This window comes from Erythrobacter sp. S267 (genome assembly GCF_057365045.1).
The window spans coordinates 156,033-172,246 of record NZ_CP200298.1 but is presented as its reverse complement, the minus strand read 5'-3'; the positions used below and the strand labels follow the sequence as shown (position 1 = coordinate 172,246).

Sequence of the window (16,214 nt, the reverse complement as noted above, 5' to 3'; positions counted from 1 at the left end):
CATGCAACTCAAGACATTTCACACGTCTATGGCGCGCTTTGCGCTGCTCGGCTCGACCATCCTCACCGCTGCAGTGATTGCGGCCCCCGCACAGGCACAACAGACCTGCGACACCACCGGCAGCGGAACTCCGGCAAGCGCAACCGGTGCGAACAGCCTCGCGTGCGGCCCCGACACCGTCGCGGATGGAGACGAAACGGTCGCAGTGGGCTCCGGCACGACCGCCACTGGCGAAGAAACGACGGCAGTGGGCGTACGCTCAACCGCAAATGGGCTGGAATCCTCAGCCATCGGTTATGAAAACCTCGCCGATGGCTTTGGCGCATCGGCACTGGGCGGGGAGAACGAAGCCACCAACCAATTTGCCAGCGCAGTGGGCTGGGCGAACACCGCGAGCGGGCAAAACAGCCTTGCCGCAGGTCGCGGCAATCAGGCGACTGGCCTCAACTCCGCTGCGATTGGAAATCAGTCCGTCGCATCAGCAGACAGTGCGCTTGCGGTGGGCGACAACGCTCAGGCAACGGGCGAAGGCAGCACGGCTGTGGGGCTTGAATCTATTGCCAGCGGGGAAGAAGCCTCAGCAGTTGGCGTGCGCGCAACCGCATCCGGTCTCGAATCCGCTGCATTCGGTTATGAAGTCGTCGCCAGCGATTTCGGCGCAACCGCTATTGGCGGCGAAAGCGAGGCCACGGCGCAATTCGCAACCTCGGTCGGTTGGGCGAACACGGCCAGTGGGCAAAACAGCCTCGCCACCGGTCGCGGGAACCAAGCCACGGGCCTCAACTCTGCTGCGATCGGCAACCAGTCGGTCGCATCCGGCGCGAGCGCTCTTGCCGTGGGTGACAACGCTCAGGCCACCGGCGAAGGCAGCACGGCTGTTGGCACAGGTTCGGTTGCAAGTGGCGAGGAAGCCTCAGCGGTCGGTGTACGCGCTACCGCTCTCGGGCTCGAATCCGCAGCCTTTGGCTATGAGGTCGTTGCAGACGGATTTGGCGCGACCGCACTGGGCGGCGAAAGCGAGGCTACTGCGCAATTCGCAACCTCGGTTGGCTGGGCCAACACCGCCAGCGGGCAGAACAGCCTTGCGACAGGACGCGGCAACCAAGCGACCGGCCTCAACTCTGCTGCCATCGGCAATCAGTCCGTGGCATCCGGCGCAAGCGCTCTTGCCGTGGGTGACAACGCGCAGGCGACCGGCGAAGGCAGCACCGCTGTTGGTACAGGTTCGGTTGCAAGTGGCGAGGAAGCCTCAGCGGTCGGTGTACGCGCTACCGCTCTCGGGCTCGAATCCGCAGCCTTTGGCTATGAGGTCGTTGCAGACGGATTTGGCGCGACCGCACTGGGCGGCGAAAGCGAGGCTACTGCGCAGTTCGCAACCTCGGTCGGCTGGGCGAACACTGCCAGTGGGCAAAACAGCCTCGCCACCGGTCGCGGGAACCAAGCCACGGGCCTCAACTCTGCTGCGATCGGCAACCAGTCGGTCGCGTCCGGCGCGAGCGCACTTGCTGTAGGCGACAATGCTGCGGCCACCGGCGAGGGCAGCACGGCAGTGGGCACAGGCTCTGTGGCGAGCGGGGAAGAAGCTTCCGCGGTCGGCGTGCGTGCAACCGCATCCGGTCTCGAATCTGCGGCGTTCGGCTATGAGGTCGTCGCCAGCGATTTCGGCGCGACCGCTGTTGGTGGAGAGAGCGAGGCAACCGCGCAATTTGCGACCTCAGTTGGCTGGGCGAACACGGCGAGCGGGCAGAACAGCCTCGCCAACGGTCGCGGGAACCAAGCCACTGGGCTCAACTCTGCTGCCATCGGTAACCAGTCGGTCGCATCAGCAGACAGCGCTTTGGCGATTGGCGACAACGCTCAGGCCTTGGCTGCTTCCAGCGTTGCCATCGGAGCGGGTTCTGTCGCGGACGAAGAGAATGTCGTCTCTGTCGGATCGACCACCAATCAGCGCCGGGTCGTCAATGTAGCGGCAGGCACTGCTGCCACCGACGCTGTCAATCTGGGTCAGCTCCAGGCCGGGCTCGATGCGCAGACGCTGCAATTGCAGGATGCGTTCAACACCCAGTTTGCCACTTTGTCGACAAGCGTTGCTGACCTCGACTTCCGGCTCGAAGATGCGATCAATGACTCCAATGCCGGTATCGCGGGCGCAATGGCCGTTGCCAGCATTCCGCAACCGATGAATGCGGGCGGGACCATGCTGGGCATGGGCACGGCGACATGGGGCGGCGAAGTCGCCTTCTCCTTCGGTGCTTCGCATGCAACGGGAGACACCGTGATCAAGGTCGGCGCGACCTTTGATGGCCGTGGCAATGCCGGCGCAAATGCCGGGATCGGCGTCCAGTTCTAAGCCTTGCGACAGGCCATCCGAACGAAGGGGGGAGGCAACCAGTAACGGTTGCCTCCCCCTTTTTTGTTGGTCCGCATGGCGGGCGCGCTGCGCAGTCTCTCGCTTACTCTGCTGCGTCTTCAGGCAGGTAGAGCTGTTTGCCCTTCTCTTCGTAGAGCTTGGACATTTCTTCCATACCCTTCTCAGCGTCCTCTGCTGCGATGAACGCATCGGGATCGCTGTTCTGCTTGGCGGCGAATTCGCGCACCTCTTGAGAAATCTTCATCGAGCAGAATTTCGGTCCGCACATGGAGCAGAAGTGGGCTGTCTTGGCACCCTCTGCCGGGAGCGTCTGATCGTGATATTGCTCGGCCGTGTCGGGGTCGAGGGAGAGATTGAACTGGTCCCTCCAGCGGAACTCAAAGCGCGCCTTTGACAGAGCATCGTCGCGCACTTGCGCGGCCGGGTGGCCCTTGGCGAGGTCGGCGGCGTGGGCGGCGAGTTTGTAGGTCACAACGCCCACTTTCACATCGTCGCGGTCAGGAAGCCCCAAGTGCTCCTTGGGCGTCACGTAGCAGAGCATCGCGGTGCCGTACCAGCCGATTTGAGCCGCGCCGATGCCGCTGGTGATGTGGTCATAACCCGGCGCAATATCGGTCACGAGCGGCCCAAGCGTATAGAACGGCGCTTCGCCGCAGGCTTCCAGCTGCTTGTCCATATTCTCCTTGATCTTGTGCATGGGCACGTGGCCCGGCCCTTCGATCATCACCTGCACGTCCTGCGCCCAAGCGCGCTTGGTCAGCTCGCCCAGAGTGTAGAGCTCGGCAAATTGCGCTTCGTCATTGGCGTCGGCGATGGAGCCGGGGCGCAGGCCGTCGCCGAGCGAATAGGCGATGTCGTATGCGGCGCAGATCTCCGTAATCTCGTCGAAGTGTTCGTAGAGGAAGCTCTCCTTGTGGTGCGCGAGGCACCATTTCGCCATGATCGACCCGCCGCGGCTGACGATGCCGGTGACGCGCTTGGCCGCCAGCGGCACGTAAGGCAGGCGGACGCCAGCGTGGATCGTGAAATAGTCGACGCCTTGCTCGGCCTGCTCGATCAAAGTGTCGCGGAAGATGTCCCAGGTGAGGTCTTCGGCGACTCCTCCGACTTTCTCGAGCGCCTGATAGATCGGCACAGTGCCGACCGGCACGGCGGAGTTGCGGATGATCCATTCGCGCGTGTCATGAATGTTGCGGCCAGTCGACAAATCCATGATCGTGTCCGCGCCCCAGCGGGTTGCCCAGACCATCTTGTCGACTTCAGTCGCGACGTCAGAGGCGACGGCGGAATTGCCGATATTGGCGTTGATCTTGACCAGGAAATTGCGCCCGATAGCCATGGGCTCTGATTCAGGGTGGTTGATGTTGTTCGGAATGATCGCGCGGCCCCGAGCGACTTCATCGCGGACAAATTCGGGCGTGATCACGTCTGGGATCGACGCGCCCCAATCCTGCCCGTCGCGCACGAAATCCTTGGCGATTTCACGGCCGAGATTCTCACGCTCGGCGACGTATTCCATCTCCGGTGTTATGATGCCTTTGCGGGCATAGTGCATTTGCGTGACGTTCATGCCCGCTTTGGCGCGCAAGGGGCGCGAAATCGTGTTGGGGAATTGCGGAACGCCGCCAGAGCGGTCCGGGCCGAGCTGGCCGTTATCTTCGGGCTTCACTTCACGCGCGTCATATTCCTCAACATCGCCGCGCGCTTTGATCCAGTCAGAGCGAAGGGGGGCGAGGCCGGCATTGATGTCGATCGCGACATTGGGATCGGTATAGGGACCGGAGGTGTCGTAGACGCGCACAGGCGCTTCGCCGCCCTCCAGATCAATCTCGCGCATGGCGACCTGAACGCCAGAGCCAGTGCGCGCGCCGACATGAATCTTGCGGCTGCCACGAATGGGTCCGGTGGTTACGCCAATTTCTACCGGTGAATTGATGTCGGCCATGTGAGTTCTCTCCAACTGGGCGGAAAGGGTTCTCGGGCCTGAAAACGCGCCCTTCCCTCCGCCCGTGCTAACGGGTTCAGGTTCAACGGGTCGGCGGACTTGAACCGCCCTCTCAGCCTCATGGCTCCCCGGGGATGGGCGTGTACTAGGCGTTTGGCAGCGCGTGGTCCAGCGCAATCGGAGTTCAGAGCCCTATCGCGTCGAGCAATTCCTGATGCCAGGTTCCATCGTCAGCGCGGAATTCAAAGCTGTTGGTGTAGCCCCAGACACAGCCGTCAATCTCCGCCGCGCGGAAGGCCTGCGAGACAGCGCTGTAATAGGCAACACGCTGGTCCATCGGGATGATTTCGTAGGCGCCATACTCGCCCATAAAGACCGGTCGGCCCGTGCTGGCCATGAAGTCGCGTGCCTTTTGCACTGCGCCATCCAGCTCTGCCTGATCCGCTCCGCTGCCATAGGTCGCGCCGACCGGCTGCATCGGAGTAACCCAAGGCGCGCCCTGATGGGTGAAGGGAAACGGGTCGTAGAAATGGAAGGTCGCGATCAGATAGGGATCGTCTGGCAGAGGCAGAGTCGCAAGCGAGTTGATCCCGCTGTAATTCTGCCCGCCAATCACAACCGGGCGGGTCGGATTGGTGGCGCGCACTTCGGCCAAAGCGGGCTCCAGAATTGATAGCAGATTGGCATCCGTGATGCTCGCATGCGGTTCGTTCATCAGCTCGAACCAGACCTGATCATCGGCGCTCTGGAACCGCTCGGCCACTTGCTTCCAGATCGCTGTGAAGCGCGCTGTCTCTGCCGCCGGGTTTTGGAAGATCGCATCGTAATGATGATCATTGAGGATCACGCGTAGACCCGCAGTGCGCGCTTTGCCCACGACCTCCTCGACGCGGCTCATCCATGCCTCATCAATCGAATAGGGCGGCGTGTTTGATGCGTGGGCGGACCAGCGCACGGGCAGCCGCACCGTCTCAAACCCGACGGCCGCGATATCGGCAAAGTCACTGTCATTGATCGCGCGGCCCCATGCGCCTTCGGTGGGCTCGGCTTCGAGATGGTTGGCCATGTTGACGCAGGCCCCGATCCGCGCATCGGCTTGCGAGAGCTGGCTTTGCCCACCTGTTGCTGGAGGTGTCGGGGTAGGCGTTGGCGTGGGAGTGGGCGAAGGAGAGGGTGCAGGCGCAGAAATCGGCGGGCTCGACGATCCACCTCCCCCTCCGCACGACGCAAGTATGGCTGATGCAAAACAGGCAGCGACGCCGCCTTTCAAGGTAGATTTGTTCAACATGCGACCCCTCCTCAATTCCTGTTGACAACGTTATCATATATTGAGTGCGCGGATGCAAGGGGGCTGATACTCAGGTTGGCGCGGACGACGAATTGTCTGCCGCAGGCGGGTCAGGCCTGGCAGTTGGCGCCGATCCGGAGGCAACCCGGCGGGCCTTGGACAATCCCGTCAGGCACAAAACGCCCATGTCCATCGATTCCCTAATCCGCGCGCCCATGGCGCTGGCCGCTTTAGCGGCGCTTTTGCTGATTGCAGCCTTCGCTCTGCCCTCCCCTGCCCGCGCCGATGCCACGCCCCCTTGCAACACGGATGCCGGGCCAGACAATGTGGCAGGGAGCACTGATGACAGCCTCGAATGCGGAGAAGGGTCAAGCGCAGAGGGCTCCAACGCGACCGCTATCGGCAATGACGCAGACGCAAGCGGCACGCAAAGCGTCGCAGTCGGCGACAGCGCCAGTGCTCTCGGCAATAGCGGTACGGCTGTGGGCCAGTTTGCGCAGGCTGGGAGCAACGCATCGGATGCTCTCGCCAGCGCTTTTGGCCGCTCAGCACAGGCCACCGGAGCCGGATCGACCGCGATTGGCGCCGCTTCGGATGCTTTTGGAGACAACAGCGTCGCCATCGGCATGTTCGTTTTGGCAAGCGGGGATGACGGGATTGCAATGGGGCGCATCTCGCAAGCGAGCAATGTGCGCTCCATCGCCATTGGCCGGGTCGCGATCAGCAGCGGCGTGGATGCCATCGCCTTTGGCACATCAGCCAATGCGAGCGCGAAAAATGCCATGGCCTTTGGCACTTCCTCCTCCGCCGTGGGAGCGCGGGCCATGGCGCTGGGTAATCTTGCCAGCGCTGGGGCCGATGATGCGACGGCACTGGGATCAAGCGCGCAAGCCAGCGGGCTGAACTCGCTTGCCGTTGGCGCGGGTTCTTTGGCCGAAGGGGCGCGCGCGACCGCCATCGGAGAGAACGCCCACGCGGTGCGTGACGAAGCGCTCGCCATCGGATCAGGCGCCTTTGCCTTCGATTTCAACAATGTCGCGATTGGGACACAGGCGCGCTCAACCGCTTTGAACTCGACCGCATTCGGCAACCGGGCAACGGCCAGCGGGACCAACTCCTCCGCCATCGGCCAGCAATCCATCGCCTCTGCGACCAACACCACCGCAACCGGCACCGCGGCACAGGCGACCGGAGCCTCGGCGAGCGCTTACGGCACTTTGTCAGTGGCGAGCGCGGCAGAGGCGACCGCCTTGGGGGCTGAGGCCAATGCAAGCGGCGTGGGCGCAACCGCCATCGGCATGGGCGCGCAGGCCAGCTTTGCAGGATCGACCGCCGTGGGCGCAGGGGCGGTCTCCACTGCCGACAACCAAGTAACGTTGGGCGGCGACGGCAGTGCCGTGCGGATCGGTGATATTGAGGCCTCCACTCTCGCACAGATCGGCCCGGTAGAGGCGGTCACGGTGGACGCAAGCGGAACGCTCGGCACCAGCAGCGTTGCAAGCGCACAATCGGTTGAGAATGTGAGGGTGGCGGTGGATGCGGTGGCGCTGGTCTCGGACGCGCAATTCTCCGCCTTAAGCACCCGCGTCGATGCACTGAGCTTTCAGTTGGAGGAAGTGGGCTTCCGGCTGGACGAGGTCGACATCAATGCGCGCGGCGGGATTGCGGCGGCGATGGCCATGGGCGGGACGATGGTGGTGCCTGATCGCAACCTTTCAGTGAGCGCCAATATGGCGACCTATCGCGGAGAGCGGGGCTTTGCCGGATCGCTCGCCGCGCGGGTGACAGAGCGGGTTTACATCTCAGCCGCCATCGCCGGATCAACTGTGCGCGACAGCACGGGCGCTCGCGTGGGGATCGCTGTGGGTTTTTGACCGCACCTTCTGGAACTCACCCGGCTCACCCAGCAAACGCGCTTGACGCTGGAAGCGCTTTGTCCAGAATGGCGCTGCGATACAATGCGCTAACAGTTTTCTCCGCTTAAGGGTCGTCAATGTCACTTCGTAACACCGCTTCCGCCGCAGCTCTTCTCGTCTGCCCCCTGGTAATCCACTCCGTGCCGGTTGAGGCGCAGGAGATGGCTGAGGATCAGGCGCAGAGCGAAGAGGCTGAGATGCTGATGATCCCGCCGCCTGCACCGCCCGCGCTTTACATCCCGCCGCCCGCGCCGCCCGCCCCTCCTGCGCCGCCGCAAAATTATGTCTCACCTGCACCACCCGCGCCTCCGCCCCCGATTGCGGTCGAAACCTATGACGCGGAGCCCACGCCCGCGCATTTCGATCTCTATGTCGCTATGGAGGAAGGCGTTGACGACGCCGTGGTCATGGAAATGGGCCTGGCCACTATGCGGCGCGAACTTGCCCGTGACCCCAACATCCGTGTGTTGGAGAAGCAAAGCCCCGGCCTGATTGAGGAAATCGCGGAGAGTGTGCGCCCGATGCTCACCTCTCACACCGACTATGTGCGCGAGCTGTATCTGCCGCGCATGGCCAATTTGTTCGCGCGCTATCTGACCCCGGACGAAGCGGTCGAGGCCGCGGCCTTCTATCGCAGCGATTTGGGCAAGCGAGTGCTCGGCGCTTTGTCGAACAACTTCACCATCGACGCGATGATGTCCGATCTGAAGGACGAAGGGCCGATCTCCGATGACCAGATCAACCGCGACCTCAATTCAACGGTGGCCGGTGCGCTTGGCGATCTCTCGCCAGAGGACATGGCAGAGATGCAGCGCGTTGTCCTCTCCAGCCCGGCGCTGCTCAAGATGAACGTCATGCAAAGCCAGATTCGCACCCTTCGCGTGCAGATGGAAAACGAGCCGATGACGCCTGATACTGAGCAAGCGATGATGACCGCCATGGAAGCCGTCTTCAATCGCCGCTTCCCGCAATAGGCTCACACGCTAAAACGTATAGCCAACGCCCACGCCGACAAGGAACTGGTCCGCGCTGCCTCTGATCGAGGTGTAGGGCGTGTCCGCGCTGTCGCCGACCAGCCGTGAATAGCCGCCAATGGCGTAGATGCTGAAACCGCCATTCAGCGCGTTGCCATCAAGGTCATAGGTACCGATGGCGACAAGGCCGAGCGAGTCCAGACCTCCATCCGCGGTGAATTCAGGCAGGCCGGTGTCGGCGCTCTGGGCAGGCGTGACCGAGTAGTAATAGTCGGCATAGCTGTCATCGACGAAGCTCGCATTGGCGCCGAGTTGCAGGCTTGCCGCGCGGCCAATGGGGGTGAAGTAGCTCACGCTCGGCTCAACCAGCATCCCATCATGCGCGCCCAGAATGTCCCAGCGCACCTGCGTGGAGAAACCCAACCGGTCGCCGGAGCGCAGCACTCCGGGAAAGCTGACGCCAGCGCTCGCGCCGATTTCGAAGGCGGTGTCGAGCGGCTCGGCCAGTTCAACCACCTCGTCCTCAACCTGATTGGCGCGGTCATTGCGGAAACGGAAGGCGGGGCCGAAGGAAAAGCTCGGCTTGGCAGATGCTGCACCCGGAGGGCCGCTGGGAGGACCCTCGGACAGCAGATCGAGGTTGAAGCCCGGCCCGTTGGGGCTGATCCCGATCCCGCCCACGCGGCCCACGATCAGCGGCAGTGGGAAGACCCGGAAATCATCTGAGCCAGTGTAGCTCGGCACAAGGCCAGCGCCGATGCCGATGGTCGCCCAGGTCTCGTCAAAGACCGGCTTTTCGAAAGGGCGGACTGGAACCGGGGATTCCTGAATCTGGTTTGAGCGCGGCGGGATAAAGGGAGGGGCATCTTGGGCCTGCTGCTGCTCTGTCGTGGCCTCTTGGGACGGCTCCTCAGCCACAGCCGGAGAGGTAAGAGCGAGCGCGGCAAAAGAGGCCGTTGCGGCGAGCGAGCGGTAAAAAGCCATCGGGGGTTATGCCTGTAGGTTTAAAAGCGGGGGTGCGTTCTAAACGAGCCACACGTCTTTAAGGTTCCCCTTGGCCGGGTCCTAATCTCGGGTCCCCTATGCCGCCCCAGCCGCCTGCCACTGTGCAATCGCATCAACCGGGAACAGCAGCATGATCACGGTCAGCGTCAGCCCGTCGCGCACAACATAGGCGGCGACCAGCTCCATGATGATCGCCAACGCAATCGTGACCTTGATCGGCAGCTTCATGGCGAGCCAGAAGCCAAACGCCATCCAGCCGATATCTGCCGTGGAGTTCAGCACGCTGTCGCCGGTATAGCCCCAGTTTGCCGTCACAGAGCGGAAGCGGTCGATGATCATGGGCGTGTTCTCAAGCACCTCCCAAGCGGCCTCAAGGAACACCGCCAGCGGCAGACCCCACTTGACCGCACCCTCTCCGCCCAGCTTCCACTTGGCGAAGAGCAACCAGCCCAGCGCGTAGAAAATCGGCCCGTGGATTATGTGGCTGGGCGTGTACCAATCGGCGATGTGCTGGCTGTTGCCCATCGAGTTGATGTCGCCGTGCCACAGCTTGACATAGCCGCACTCACAGATCGGCGGGCGGTCCATCGCGAGCAGGATGAACACCGTTGCAATCGTAATGCCGAGGGAGACCAGGATGGTCATACGGGTCGGGATGAGTTTGGCCATGCCCAAGAACCTGAATCAAAAGCGAGAATGGCGCAAGGGCCACTGAAAATCACTCACCAGCCGACATTGCCCCACACCTGATCCTGCCCTAGGGCATCTTACTCCATGAGCGACTCACAACAGGCCCCCACCCAAGGCGCAAGCGCCCAATACGATTGCGTGATCGTGGGCGGTGGTCTTGCTGGTGGTTTGATCGCTCTGGCCCTCCACCGCGCGCGCCCCCAGTTCCGCATAGCCGTGGTCGAAGCGGGCCGCGCAATCGGCGGCAATCACCGCTGGAGCTGGTTCGACAGCGACCTCTCTGACGAAGGCAAGGCTCTGATGAGCGCCTTTCGCCAGACGGGGTGGGATGACGGATACGAGGTCCGCTTCCCCAAATATCGCCGCAAGTTGAAGACCGCTTACCGCTCCATGTCGTCGGCTGACTTTCACGAGGGGCTGGTGCGCGAGATGCCGGAGGGGTCCTTGTTCCTCGGGCGCAAGGCGAGCGGTTTGGACGCGCGCGGTGTCGACTTAGCCCCTGCTGAATATGGCGAGGCAGAGCGGCTGGAGGCGCGCACTGTCATCGATTGCCGCACCTTCAAACCCTCCAAACATATGAATGGCGGCTGGCAGGTCTTTTTGGGCCGGCACATCCGCTTGCCTGAGCCCCACGGCGTGGAGCGCCCGGTCATCATGGACGCGACGGTTGAGCAGAATGCCCCTGCAGGCAATGGCAGCGCCTACCGCTTCGTTTATGTCCTGCCGATAGCGAGCCACGACGTGTTTATCGAGGACACCTATTACGCCGACGATCCCGACCTAGATCGCGGAATGCTATCCGCCCGCATCGACCAATATGCAGCCGACCACGATTGGGGCGACAATGCGATCATCGGGCATGAGGCAGGCGTGCTCCCCGTCATCACCGGGGGAGACTTCTCCGCCTATCAGAACGAAATCCGCATCCCCGGCGTCGCGGTTGCTGGCACGCGCGGGGGCTTTACCCATCCGCTCACCAGCTACACGATGTGCCTCGCGGTCGATAATGCCCTCGCCATTGCGCAGGAGGCAGACCTTTCCGGAGAGCAGCTCGCCGCCTTTATGGAGATGCGCGCGCGCCGCCATTGGAGTGCGACGGGATATTATCGTCTGCTCAACCGTTTCCTGTTCTTCGCCGCCAAGCCAGAGCGCCGCGTGAAAGTGCTCCAACGCTTTTACGGCTTACGCGAAGGTTTGATCGAGCGGTTCTACGCCGCGCGCTCCAGCGTCTTTGACAAGGTGCGCGTCCTGTGGGGAGAGCCCCCCGTACCTATTCCGTCGGCCATCGCGGCAATGTTTCGCCGCGGCCCGACATTGACGGCTGGGGGGCCTCCAAAGCCACCGGCCGAGCCCAATCCCGGACCCACAAGTCCGACCAAACTGCCCACGGAGACCGAGGCATGAACGCTGATCCCACTCTAGACCTCAACCCGCCGATACACCGCGACAAAGGCATCAACCCGGCCATCGCCGAGAAATATGCCGGCAAGACAGCCTGCGTCATCGGCGCAGGGTTTGGCGGGATGGCGCTGGCGATCCGGCTGCAATCGCATGGCATAGCCACCACTGTGGTCGAAGCGCGCGACAAGCCGGGCGGGCGGGCCTATTTCTGGGAGCGGGACGGATTTACCTTTGACGCAGGCCCCACGGTCATCACAGACCCACCCTGCCTTGAGGAACTCTGGCAACTGACCGGCCACGACATCTCTGAGGACGTCGAGCTGATGAAGGTCATGCCCTTCTACCGCCTCAACTGGCCTGACGGCACCAACTTCGATTATTCGAACGACGAGGAAGAGCTCGCTGCGGAAATCGCCAAGCTCAATCCCGACGACGTGATCGGCTATCAACGCTTCCTCGAATATTCCGCCGAGGTCTATGAGGAAGGCTATCTGAAGCTCGGCACCGTGCCGTTTCTCGACTTCAAATCGATGCTGAAAGCCGCGCCTGCGCTGATCAAGAAGCAGGCTTGGCGCAGCGTTTATTCGATGGTGTCGAAATACATCAAGAGCGAGAAACTGCGCGAGGCGTTCAGCTTCCACACGCTGCTCGTCGGCGGCAGCCCGATGAAGACCTCCTCGATCTACGCGCTGATCCATAAGCTGGAGAAAGATGGCGGCGTATGGTGGGCACGCGGCGGGACCAACCGCTTGATCGCGGGCATGGTGCGCCACTTTGAACGCCTCGGCGGGACGATGCGCGTCGGCGACGGGGTCAAACAGGTCCACACTGTCGGCACAAAAGCGAGCGAAGTTGAGACCGAGAGCGGCTGGAAAGAACGCTTCGACGCGGTCGCTTCCAACGCGGACATCATGCACTCCTACAAAGACCTGCTCGGCGGGACGGAACGCGGCAAGGCCTACTCCAAGTCGCTCGCCAAGAAGAGCTACAGCCCGTCGCTCTTCGTGGTGCACTTTGGTCTGGAAGGGACGTGGCCGGGCATTCCGCACCACATGATCCTGTTCGGCCCGCGCTATCATGGGCTGGTCGACGACATCTACAAGCACGGCGTGCTGCCGCAGGATTTCTCGATCTACCTCCACCACCCGACCGTCACCGATCCCAGCATGGCACCGCAGGGTAAAAGCACGTTCTACGCGCTCGTCCCCGTCGCTCACATGGGCAAGATGCCGGTCAATTGGGACGAGGTCGGACCACAGCTTGAAAAGGCGATCCTTGACGAGATTGGCCGCCGCCTGATCCCCGACATCCACGACCGCATCGTGACCAAGTTCCACTATGCGCCCAAGGATTTCAGCCACGATCTCAACGCCCATATGGGCAGTGCCTTCAGCCTTGAGCCGGTCCTGTGGCAGAGCGCCTATCTGCGCGGCCACAACCGCGACGATGTGATCGACAATTTCTACCTCGTCGGCGCAGGCACGCACCCCGGAGCAGGCATCCCCGGCGTCGTCGGCAGCGGCAAGGCAACGGCAAGCATCATGCTGGAGGATCTGGCGGTTAAGGCGACGGCATGATGATCAGCCTGCTTCTTGCTATCATTGCTCCCACTGAGTTTGGCGTATCGGCTCTGGTCGAAGACGCCCACCAGCATGATTGGGAATTGCTGAGCGATTACCAAACGCACTCGATCTATTGGGACCGCAACTCGACCAAGCCGCAGACGATCCGAGACCGCGACTATCCCAGTGTCTTGATCCGCTTTGTCGCCCAAGAAGACGGTACGCCGCTCAAATTTGAGGATCGCCTGATTGCGTTTGACTGCGAACAGAGGCTTGAGGCCACTGTGTCGAAGCGCGCAGATATCCCGCTTCCCCCTACGATAATCACGAGTAACGAGCCACTGCCTCGATTTACCCCGGTAAGCGGTGAAGGAATGCCATTGATGGACATCGCCTGTAGCAAGGAAGCGGATTGATGAAACGCCTTGCGGTTAAGGCGACGGCGTGATTGTCACACTCGCCCTGTTGTTCTCCGCGCTGTCGCTCGATCTGGCGACGATGGATTTGCCCAAGTCGCAGCTGGTCGGCGAGAGTCACGTCCACGATTGGCAGTTGGCAGACCGGGACAAGGATGAGGTTGTGCTATTCGACCGGACGCCGCTGCCCGATTACAGTGATGGCAGAGAGGTTTATCCGACCATCCTCGTGCGCGGCGCAGAGCCCAAACCCGGTGGCAGCATCTACATCATCGATGTCGCCATGGCGATCGACTGCGAGCGTTCCCGCTTTGCAATCACTCAAGCCTGAGAGACAGTGCCCTATTCCTTCCTTCCCAAGGTACAGAAAGAAGATCTCGGCACCTTCCAACGCGCTGGCAACGACGCACGCGACGATGCCTCTCGCAACGCCGTGTTCCGCCATGTCTGCGGCGAAGACTGGACCAACACCTCGCCCTAAGGTGCCGCACGCCGCGCCCGCGCAGCCTTGAACAGCTGATCCAAGCAATACGAAGTGTCTCGCAGGGATTGTGCTGAAACCTAGCCGAGCTATTAAGAGCCCATGTTCGCATCTCTACTTCTTCTCGCCAGTTCAGCCCTTGCCTTGGGCACCTCCCCCTTCGTCGATCCAGGCCATGAACATGAATGGATCGCGGTGATGGACGACGCCGATGGGCAAGGCTGGCTCGATGCGACGTGGAGAGACACTCTTGAGCGCGATGATGAACAATTGCAGCTGGTTCTGCTGCGGGTGCAATTCAATGAACCGGACAATGTGATGCAGGTCGATTTTGTCATGGCCGTGGACTGTTCAGCCCGCCTTTTGGGGATCAGCGAAGCCTTCATCCACACCTCCCCTGGGGTGACAAATATGATGGCTCCGGCGCAGGAACTGACCATGGACTTTGCCGCCACGCCGCCATCGGAAGAAGACAATATGATCATAGATGCGGCCTGCGAGGTCACTGACCCATCATGAAGCGTCTTGCAATTTACTGCGGCTCGGCAACGCCCGAGGATCCGCGCTATATGGCGCTCGCCTCTGAGGTCGGAGCGACCTTGGCTGAGCGCGGCATCGGCGTCGTCTATGGCGGCGGGCGGCTGGGCCTTATGGGCGCAGTGGCAAGCGGTGCCAAGGACGCAGGCGGGGAAGTCATCGGGGTCATCCCAGAGGCTCTAGTGAACTCCGAAGTTGCTAATCACAATTGCGACGAGCTGATCACCGTATCCGGCATGCATGAGAGGAAGCAACGCTTCACCGACCTGTCGGATGGCTTCATCACTTTGCCCGGCGGAGTGGGCACGATGGACGAATTGTGGGAGGCGATGAGCTGGGCACAGCTGGGCTATCATTCTGATCCCGTCGGCGTCCTCAACGCTTTTGGGTTCTATGACGACTTGCTGAAGTTCAACGCCAAGATGGCCGAGGTCGGCTTTGTCCGCCCCGCCCACCAGAACATCCTGATCGCGGCGGAGACAGTGGACGATCTGCTCGTTAAAATGGCGGCCTATGAACCGCACACGCCGATCTTTCGGATGAAGGCTGAGGAACTCTAGGACGCCGCCATGGCCGTGGATTCTGAACAACGCGCACGGCTGGTCGCCCATGCACGCAGCGTCATCAAGCATGGCTCGCAGAGTTTCTCTGCCGCCTCGCAGCTGTTCGACAGCGAGACACGCGAGCGCGCATGGCTGCTTTATGCCTGGTGCCGCCAATGCGATGACATCGCCGACAACCAAGTGCTGGGCGGAGAGTTGGGCGACCAGTCCGACCTCGAAACCCGTCTCGCCCTGATCCGCAAACTCACCGCCAAGGCCTTTGCCGGAGAGCCAACCGGCGATCCCGCCTTCGACTGCCTCGGCGTGGTGGCGGAGGAATGCGGGCTGACCCCGCAGATGGCCGAGGACGTGATCGAGGGTTTCCAGCTCGATTCCGAAGACTGGCGGCCCAAGACCGAAGCCGACATGATGCGCTATTGCTACCATGTGGCTGGCGCTGTGGGTGTGATGATGGCGGTGGTCATGGGTGTCGATCCCAAGGATCAGGACACGCTCGACCGCGCGAATGATCTTGGCCTCGCCTTCCAGCTCTCCAACATCGCACGCGACATTGTCGAGGATGACGCAGCGGGGCGCTGCTACCTCCCTGTCATGTGGCTGGTCGAGCAGGATATTGAGCCGGGCCAACACACCAAGCCCCACCACCGCGAGGAACTGGCCGAGATGGCCGCCAAGCTCGTCGCGCTGGTCGAAAAGCACGAGGCGGCGGCGCGCGTCGGCGCGGAACGCCTGCCCTTCCGCAGCCGCTGGGCGGTGCTGTCTGCTGCGCGCATTTACGGCGCGATTGGGCGCAAGGTGAGGAAGCGCGGGACCGAAGCATGGAACTCTCGCACCTTCGTGCCGCGCTGGGAGAAAGCGCTCTATGGCGCGCGTGCCTTCCTCTCCGCCGCGATCAACCGTGAGAAGCATCCCGACGGCGCGATCACTTGGGGCATCAAGGATTTCAGGCCTTCAGCTTAGTCGTCTCCCGGGACCTGAACCGGGGGCCCGCTTCTTCTTTTACCACTGCAAAGAAAGCGAGATCCCGGATCAAGTCCGGGATGACGGTTTTCTTTTTGCCGAGCG

At 62.1% G+C, this 16,214-nt stretch carries 15 protein-coding genes and 1 riboswitch; of the genes, 11 read left to right on the top strand and 4 right to left on the bottom strand.

The genetic code is table 11. From position 1 onward, the window contains the following. Window position 1 precedes the first annotated feature (1 nt). A complete protein-coding gene (locus tag AC0V6X_RS00800) occupies window positions 2–2,350 on the top strand; it encodes a YadA family autotransporter adhesin (RefSeq protein ID WP_486182691.1) in 2,349 nt (782 codons plus the stop codon). Window positions 2,351–2,453: 103 nt separating this feature from the next. On the opposite strand, the gene thiC is transcribed toward AC0V6X_RS00800, so the two are convergent. Together thiC and AC0V6X_RS00790 are read right to left on the bottom strand one after the other, a co-directional pair. Next, window positions 2,454–4,316 carry a phosphomethylpyrimidine synthase ThiC gene (gene thiC, locus AC0V6X_RS00795; RefSeq protein WP_486182690.1) on the bottom strand — a complete coding sequence of 621 codons (1,863 nt, stop codon included), beginning with the start codon at window positions 4,314–4,316 and terminating at the stop codon, window positions 2,454–2,456. Window positions 4,317–4,352: 36 nt separating this feature from the next. Beyond that, window positions 4,353–4,457, bottom strand: a riboswitch (TPP riboswitch). Window positions 4,458–4,500: 43 nt separating this feature from the next. Then, a complete protein-coding gene (locus tag AC0V6X_RS00790) occupies window positions 4,501–5,604 on the bottom strand; it encodes a glycoside hydrolase family 5 protein (protein ID WP_486182689.1) in 1,104 nt (367 codons plus the stop codon). Between the two features lie 185 nt (window positions 5,605–5,789). On the opposite strand from AC0V6X_RS00790, the gene AC0V6X_RS00785 reads away from it, so the two are divergent. Then, a complete protein-coding gene (locus AC0V6X_RS00785; protein WP_486182688.1) occupies window positions 5,790–7,478 on the top strand; it encodes a YadA-like family protein in 1,689 nt (562 codons plus the stop codon). 119 nt (window positions 7,479–7,597) lie between these two features. Next, window positions 7,598–8,494, top strand: a complete 897-nt coding sequence (locus tag AC0V6X_RS00780; protein ID WP_486182687.1) for a DUF2059 domain-containing protein — start codon at window positions 7,598–7,600, stop codon at window positions 8,492–8,494. A 9-nt stretch (window positions 8,495–8,503) separates the two neighbouring features. Here the strand turns inward: AC0V6X_RS00780 and AC0V6X_RS00775 are convergent, their stop codons facing one another. Then, on the bottom strand, window positions 8,504–9,478 hold the full coding sequence (locus AC0V6X_RS00775; protein WP_486182686.1) for a MipA/OmpV family protein: 975 nt from the start codon (window positions 9,476–9,478) through the stop codon (window positions 8,504–8,506). A 96-nt stretch (window positions 9,479–9,574) separates the two neighbouring features. Next, window positions 9,575–10,168 (bottom strand): DUF2585 family protein, encoded by a 594-nt coding sequence (locus AC0V6X_RS00770; RefSeq protein ID WP_486182685.1) that lies wholly within the window; start codon window positions 10,166–10,168, stop codon window positions 9,575–9,577. Between the two features lie 105 nt (window positions 10,169–10,273). On the opposite strand from AC0V6X_RS00770, the gene crtY reads away from it, so the two are divergent. The 8 genes from crtY to AC0V6X_RS00730 all read left to right on the top strand — a co-directional run bounded on the left by crtY (window position 10,274) and on the right by AC0V6X_RS00730 (window position 16,109). Continuing rightward, window positions 10,274–11,593 carry a lycopene beta-cyclase CrtY gene (crtY, locus tag AC0V6X_RS00765; protein WP_486182684.1) on the top strand — a complete coding sequence of 440 codons (1,320 nt, stop codon included), beginning with the start codon at window positions 10,274–10,276 and terminating at the stop codon, window positions 11,591–11,593. After that, entirely contained in the window at window positions 11,590–13,167 is a 1,578-nt protein-coding gene (locus tag AC0V6X_RS00760) for a phytoene desaturase (RefSeq protein WP_486182683.1), read from the top strand. The genes crtY and AC0V6X_RS00760 overlap by 4 nt, the downstream gene beginning before the upstream one ends. Continuing rightward, window positions 13,164–13,568, top strand: coding sequence for a hypothetical protein (locus AC0V6X_RS00755; RefSeq protein ID WP_486182682.1), 405 nt, complete (start codon window positions 13,164–13,166; stop codon window positions 13,566–13,568). The genes AC0V6X_RS00760 and AC0V6X_RS00755 overlap by 4 nt, the downstream gene beginning before the upstream one ends. A 28-nt stretch (window positions 13,569–13,596) precedes the next feature. Continuing rightward, a complete protein-coding gene (locus AC0V6X_RS00750; protein WP_486182681.1) occupies window positions 13,597–13,899 on the top strand; it encodes a hypothetical protein in 303 nt (100 codons plus the stop codon). 6 nt (window positions 13,900–13,905) lie between these two features. Beyond that, window positions 13,906–14,049 (top strand): hypothetical protein, encoded by a 144-nt coding sequence (locus AC0V6X_RS00745; RefSeq protein WP_486182680.1) that lies wholly within the window; start codon window positions 13,906–13,908, stop codon window positions 14,047–14,049. A 102-nt stretch (window positions 14,050–14,151) separates the two neighbouring features. Next, window positions 14,152–14,568, top strand: a complete 417-nt coding sequence (locus tag AC0V6X_RS00740; protein ID WP_486182679.1) for a hypothetical protein — start codon at window positions 14,152–14,154, stop codon at window positions 14,566–14,568. Then, entirely contained in the window at window positions 14,565–15,146 is a 582-nt protein-coding gene (locus AC0V6X_RS00735; protein WP_486182678.1) for an LOG family protein, read from the top strand. Before AC0V6X_RS00740 ends, AC0V6X_RS00735 begins: the two co-directional genes overlap by 4 nt. A 9-nt stretch (window positions 15,147–15,155) precedes the next feature. Next, the gene (locus tag AC0V6X_RS00730; protein ID WP_486182677.1) at window positions 15,156–16,109 is read left to right on the top strand and encodes a phytoene/squalene synthase family protein; all 954 of its coding nucleotides are present in this window, start codon (window positions 15,156–15,158) and stop codon (window positions 16,107–16,109) included. Window positions 16,110–16,214 lie beyond the last annotated feature (105 nt).

Bases quoted from the DNA above. Each gene is read 5' to 3' on its own strand.
- AC0V6X_RS00790 (WP_486182689.1), bottom strand. From the start codon at position 5,604: ATGTTGAACAAATCTACCTTGAAAGGCGGCGTCGCTGCCTGTTTTGCA.
- AC0V6X_RS00770 (WP_486182685.1), bottom strand. From the start codon at position 10,168: ATGGCCAAACTCATCCCGACCCGTATGACCATCCTGGTCTCCCTCGGC.
- AC0V6X_RS00730 (WP_486182677.1), top strand. From the start codon at position 15,156: ATGGCCGTGGATTCTGAACAACGCGCACGGCTGGTCGCCCATGCACGC.
- AC0V6X_RS00780 (WP_486182687.1), top strand. From the start codon at position 7,598: ATGTCACTTCGTAACACCGCTTCCGCCGCAGCTCTTCTCGTCTGCCCC.
- AC0V6X_RS00735 (WP_486182678.1), top strand. From the start codon at position 14,565: ATGAAGCGTCTTGCAATTTACTGCGGCTCGGCAACGCCCGAGGATCCG.
- AC0V6X_RS00775 (WP_486182686.1), bottom strand. From the start codon at position 9,478: ATGGCTTTTTACCGCTCGCTCGCCGCAACGGCCTCTTTTGCCGCGCTC.
- AC0V6X_RS00760 (WP_486182683.1), top strand. From the start codon at position 11,590: ATGAACGCTGATCCCACTCTAGACCTCAACCCGCCGATACACCGCGAC.
- AC0V6X_RS00785 (WP_486182688.1), top strand. From the start codon at position 5,790: ATGTCCATCGATTCCCTAATCCGCGCGCCCATGGCGCTGGCCGCTTTA.
- AC0V6X_RS00740 (WP_486182679.1), top strand. From the start codon at position 14,152: ATGTTCGCATCTCTACTTCTTCTCGCCAGTTCAGCCCTTGCCTTGGGC.
- AC0V6X_RS00755 (WP_486182682.1), top strand. From the start codon at position 13,164: ATGATGATCAGCCTGCTTCTTGCTATCATTGCTCCCACTGAGTTTGGC.
- thiC (WP_486182690.1), bottom strand. From the start codon at position 4,316: ATGGCCGACATCAATTCACCGGTAGAAATTGGCGTAACCACCGGACCC.
- AC0V6X_RS00800 (WP_486182691.1), top strand. From the start codon at position 2: ATGCAACTCAAGACATTTCACACGTCTATGGCGCGCTTTGCGCTGCTC.
- crtY (WP_486182684.1), top strand. From the start codon at position 10,274: ATGAGCGACTCACAACAGGCCCCCACCCAAGGCGCAAGCGCCCAATAC.